The sequence below is a fragment of the Leptolyngbya sp. FACHB-36 genome, from assembly GCF_014695955.1.
Classification (GTDB): Bacteria; Cyanobacteriota; Cyanobacteriia; order Leptolyngbyales; family Leptolyngbyaceae; genus FACHB-36.
Genome location: NZ_JACJPG010000250.1, coordinates 1 through 5,008, shown reverse-complemented (window position 1 = coordinate 5,008; position 5,008 = coordinate 1). Strand labels below are relative to the sequence as shown.

General features: G+C 53.7%; 4 protein-coding genes and 1 riboswitch. All 4 genes read right to left on the bottom strand.

The window, feature by feature from the left end:
• A partial coding sequence (locus H6F43_RS06115; RefSeq protein WP_190341691.1) for an ABC transporter ATP-binding protein occupies positions 1-641 on the bottom strand: 641 nt, incomplete at its 3' end.
• 56 nt (positions 642-697) lie between these two features.
• Positions 698-2,110, bottom strand: coding sequence for a CmpA/NrtA family ABC transporter substrate-binding protein (locus H6F43_RS06110; protein ID WP_190341689.1), 1,413 nt, complete (start codon positions 2,108-2,110; stop codon positions 698-700).
• A gap of 101 nt (positions 2,111-2,211) precedes the next feature.
• Positions 2,212-3,072, bottom strand: a complete 861-nt coding sequence (gene ntrB / locus H6F43_RS06105; protein WP_190341687.1) for a nitrate ABC transporter permease — start codon at positions 3,070-3,072, stop codon at positions 2,212-2,214.
• A gap of 88 nt (positions 3,073-3,160) precedes the next feature.
• A riboswitch (cyclic di-AMP (ydaO/yuaA leader) is annotated at positions 3,161-3,357 on the bottom strand.
• 184 nt (positions 3,358-3,541) lie between these two features.
• A partial coding sequence (locus H6F43_RS06100) for an amidase (protein ID WP_190341685.1) occupies positions 3,542-5,008 on the bottom strand: 1,467 nt, incomplete at its 5' end.

The following is a 5,008-nucleotide window of genomic DNA, read 5'->3' as shown; positions in this document are numbered from 1 at the left end:
TGCGTCACCATCAGCACCGCCTGACGGTTGTTTTCCCAGATGTCGATGACCTGCCGCTGCAGCTTAGCGCGGGTTAGGGCATCAAGGGCACCAAACGGCTCATCCATCAGCAGCATTTTGGGGCGAATTGCCAAGGCGCGGGCGATGCCGACCCGCTGCTTCATGCCGCCGGAAATTTCATCGGGGTATTTATTCGCCGCCGCCGTCAGGTTCACCATCGTCAAGTGCTCGTTAACGATGTTCGCTTTCTCGGCGCGCGAGACGCCTTTCAGCACTTCATCGACAGCCAATCGCACATTTTCCCGCACCGTCAGCCACGGCAGTAGCGAGTACTGCTGGAATACCATCATGCGATCGCTGCCGGGTTTGCGAACCTCTTTGCCTTCCAGAGTCACACGTCCGGATGACAGCTGTTCGAGTCCCGCCACCATTTTCAGCAGAGTCGATTTGCCACAGCCAGAGTGTCCGATCACGCAAACGAATTCGTTGTCGTTCATGGTCAAATTAATGCCATCAAGCACGACAAACTCACTGCCATCTGGGGCGGGGTACGCTTTGCTAACGTTGTCGATGACAAGGAAGTTGGACTTATCCGGCTGCATGCGATCGAGGGAGTTGGTGTGGAGAGTAGATTTAGTCATGATTGGAGAGTGGGGAGTAGAAAGTGAAGCTGATGACCGATTACCTGCTGCTTTCACTAGCTTAAGTAAATTGAGGTAGGACGATTGGTGCGAATCTCGAAGCTGTTGATGTAGGCAACTGGATCGCTGGGGTCAAATCCTCTTTTGTCAATAAATACGTCGGGAGACTCGACTTTGAAATCGTCCTTGGGGCAGTCGATGCCTAATTCGGCGGCAACTTCGCGGTAAACATCAGCTCGCCAACCTTTTGACGCCAGTTCTTCAGCATTCTTGGGAAACTCCTTGATTTGTCCCCAGCGGGCGGCTTGAGTCATCATCCATATGCTGCGCGATCGCCACAGAAAGGTGGAGTGCTCTCCAGGCTGCTTGGGTACATTGTCGGGAATATCGAAAAAGATGGTGGTGTCCGGGGAGTTGATAATTCGGTCTTTGCCGTCGAAGCCGCCATAGTTATAGTCGCCCACGATCGCCGGACGGGTAAATTTATCAACGGGACCTGTCTTCGGCTTTGCGCCCGTGAAGGAGCGATCGGTGATCAGCTTGGCAACTTCTTCCCGATTCTCTGCCTTGCTGCAGTATTGGCAGGCTTCGATCATTGCCTTGAGCAGCGATCGATACGTCTTGGGGTTCTTCTCGATAAAGTCTTCCATCACGCCCAGTAGTCGATCGGGATGTCCTTGCCAAATTTCTTTGCCCTGCGCAAAGGTAAAGCCAACCCCCGCATTGCCCGTAATGGCGCGCGTGTTCCACGGTTCCGCCACCATGTAGCCTTGCATAGCGCCAATCCGCACATTTGTGACCATCTGCGGCGGCGGAATAATAATGATGCGGAATTCTTTGTCTGGCTCCACGCCTGCCGCCGCCGCGAGATAGCGGATGAAGTATTCGTAGATAGAGGAACTGAGCACCACTGCCCACACTCGCTGCTCTGCTGGCTGGCTCTCAAAAAAGCGGCGAAACTGCCTGCCAAACTCTTCCAGGTTGCCATTGTATTCGTGCCAGGGACGCAACCCGGAGTCCCACATCGCTTTGTTCATGGTCATGGCGTTGCCGTGGCGGTGGATCGTCATGCCAGCGCACAGGGGAGCGCGAGGGGCACCCTCGGCACCAATGCGGGCATTCGTCACCGCGCCAGACACGACAGGAGAGGCGTCTAAGCGACCAAAAATAACGCCGTCGCGCGAGGTTGCCCAGCTTGCTTCACGGTTGAGGCGCACGTTTAAGCCGTACTTGCGGAAGAAGCCTTTCTTCCAGGCGATCGCAAATGGGGCGCAGTCGTTTACAGGCACATAGCCTACGGTGATATCTGGCTTTTCTAGATCCTGCGATCGCACAACGGGCGTGATTGCTTTGGCTTCGTCGGTCAAGCCTTTAGCAGAGCGATCGGCGTTAATGTTGCAAGACGTTAGCGCGGCGGCTGTAGCTGCACTTGCACCTAGCACGAACTCGCGTCTAGTCCACTGAGTCATGACTGTTTCCTTAGTTAATCAGATAGGGGAATGATGGGTTGGCAGAATCAGATGAGGCAGATTAGCTCCTCATCGCCTGACTGCTCCCTTCCGTCATTCACTTAACCCTGGCTAGTCGAAGCGGGGCGGCGATGGGTTACGAAGGCTTGCACCTGGGACAGCAGAAAATCCAGTAGCAGTCCAGTCAAGCCAATCACCAGCACCGCCAAAAACACTGAATTTAGATTCAAGCGGCTCCACTCATCCCAGACAAAAAAGCCAATGCCGACACCGCCAGTTAGCATTTCCACCGCCACAATGACCAGCCACGCAATTCCTAGACTAATTCGCAGCCCCGTGAAAATGTAAGGCAAAGTGGCAGGCAGAATAATTTTAGTTACCCGTCTCCAGCGCGGCATTTCTAGCACTCGCGCTACGTCGATGTAGTCTTTGGAAACACTAGAAACGCCGAGTGCCGTGTTAATGATCGTGGGCCAGAGGGACGTGATGAAAATGACGAAGATCGCTGACGGATCTGCCAGGTTGAAAATGGCAAGGGCGATCGGCAGCCACGCTAGCGGCGACACAGGCTTTAAAATCTGGATAACCGGATTGAGCGCCAGCAGCGCAGGCTTGTACATGCCAATCACAAAACCGAGCGGAATTGCGACGATCGCTCCCAGTAAAAAGCCCAGCAGCACCCGCCGCAAACTGGCAATTAGCAGCCAGCCGATGCCCAAATCTCCTGGACCGCGCTGATAAAACGGATTCATGATGAAATCAAGATTGTTTAGCAGCGCTTCGTGGGGATAGGGCATCAGCTCGTGCCGCACAGCTGCTACGGCATACCACAGCAGAATAATTCCCAAAAACCCCAGTGCGGGCAAAAGTACGTTATCTCGCAGCAGACTTGGCTTTGGTCGTTTCCAAGTTGCTCGAGCAACAGCGGCAAATACCGCTGCTAAGTTTAGTTGAGCAATCATGAGTTTTGCCTCAGGGTCAGATGCAGGTGTAGTGAGTCGTCCTGATAGAAGACGCTGACGAGCCTGAGGCAGTTAGAATGCCGACTCTTCAGTCTTCCCTCAATGCTGACGGGGTTAGCTGACGGGCTAGGGTTGAGAGATACCCTCCGAGCTAAATTTTAGATCCTGGACATTAGAACCACGAGTGCAGCTCTAACTTCCTACGGTCTAAAACCAGCAAACGGTTCGCCCCAAAAATTGGTTCCTCCGCTCCATCCGTACGGATGAATTAAGCCGACTGACTCAAGTTCTCGGTAGTTTATCACATGATTAACTCATTGATCGTGGAATTTCTCCATCCATCTAAGGTCTGCTTTTTCCACGTTGCTATGCCTAGAACTGATCGATTTTTTAATTTGAAGTTCGAGACGATCGCAGGCGGCTAGGTTGACTCAGCCGCCTGCGATCGTCCCCTCACTTAATGCATCAACTAGGCATCAACCGCTGTAATCAGATTAGATTGAACGCCGAAGATCTCTAACACCTGATCGCTTTGGCTGGTCGTTCCTGTGGAGAGGAATGCCTTGGCCGTTTCGAGTTCAGGCACGGTGCTGGGTGGCTTCCGATACAGCGTTGCTTGCTCAAAGTCGTAAGCGTAGCCCAGAATTTCTGCTTCCCCATAGTAATCGCCCATGAAACTCAACGACGCCGGAACGTCGCCACTGGTGTAGCCCATTGGCACCGTTACCACGGGCAATCCCAGCACGTTAGATTCTGCATCGGCATTTCGGGCAAAGACAGGTGGACCACTGGGGCCGGATTCATCGGGAATGACGACTCGCAGCGTTGGAAACACAAAGGCATCGATGCCCAGCGACTCCACAAATGGTTCAAAGTCTGTAGTGCGCCAAGCATCGAGCGCTTTGAGTGCAATCTGCAAGGCTTCGTCCGCGAAGGAGCGCGGGGTCCCTTCTTCCAGCGCTCTCAGAGTGCTCACCAGAGCCGAGTCTGGATACTCGCCTGTGATGCCCGCTCTCACGTCCAGCAGCGAGTCGATCGTCGGATTGTTGAGGGCTTTGATGAACTCCTCCAAATAGTACGCACCGTTCTCGCGCATCCAGTTGGGGAATTCAGCGGTAGGCCACCCGTAATTCCATTCCTGATCAAAGTTGACCCATTTGGAGTAGTAGGGAGCCGTGTCAACCTCAATCACCGTTGCGCCTTGTTCGGTCAACGTCTGTTTGGCTCGTTCAAATAGCTCGCTAATCTCAGGATCGAGTCTGAACCCCCGACCCAGTACTTGATCCTGTCCAACATAAACTTTGGGGATCGCTAGAACTTTCCCTTCAAGGGCTTTATCACTTAGAACTTCTGGAGAGGTATAAGAGAGTGGACGCTCTGGACCCGACGGTTTGTAGGGGTTCCAGATGTCAGTCGGATTGTATTGAGCCAGCACATCCAGCATGATGGCGCTGTCCGTGACGCTGCGGGTCATCGGTCCAATCACATCCCGGAACGGCGTCAGCGGGATTGTTCCTTCGACTGAAACAAGTCCCCGGCTTGGTTTGATGCCAACTAGCGAGTTTGCCGCGCTGGGAATGACGATCGATCCTCCGGTTTCACCTCCCATACCCGCGATCGCAAAGTTCGCGCCGATTCCAGACCCCGTGCCCGAACTGGAGCCACCCGTTTCCTTTGCCAGGTTGTAAGGGTTGCGGACGCCGCCAAATAGATTGCTGAATCCAGCGACACCGCTGGCAAAGCTATCCATGTTGGTTTTGCCAAGAATGATTGCGCCTGCATCCCGCAGTTTCTCAACGACAAACGCATCATCATCTGAGACAAAATTCTCAAACCCTCTAACGCCGCCTGTGGTTGCCAATCCTGCGACGTTGTACGAGTCTTTGACCAAAATCGGAACGCCGTGAAGCGGACCCAGAATGGTGCCATCGGCTCG

Bases quoted from the DNA above. Each gene is read 5' to 3' on its own strand.
- H6F43_RS06110 (WP_190341689.1), bottom strand. From the start codon at position 2,110: ATGACTCAGTGGACTAGACGCGAGTTCGTGCTAGGTGCAAGTGCAGCT.
- ntrB (WP_190341687.1), bottom strand. From the start codon at position 3,072: ATGATTGCTCAACTAAACTTAGCAGCGGTATTTGCCGCTGTTGCTCGA.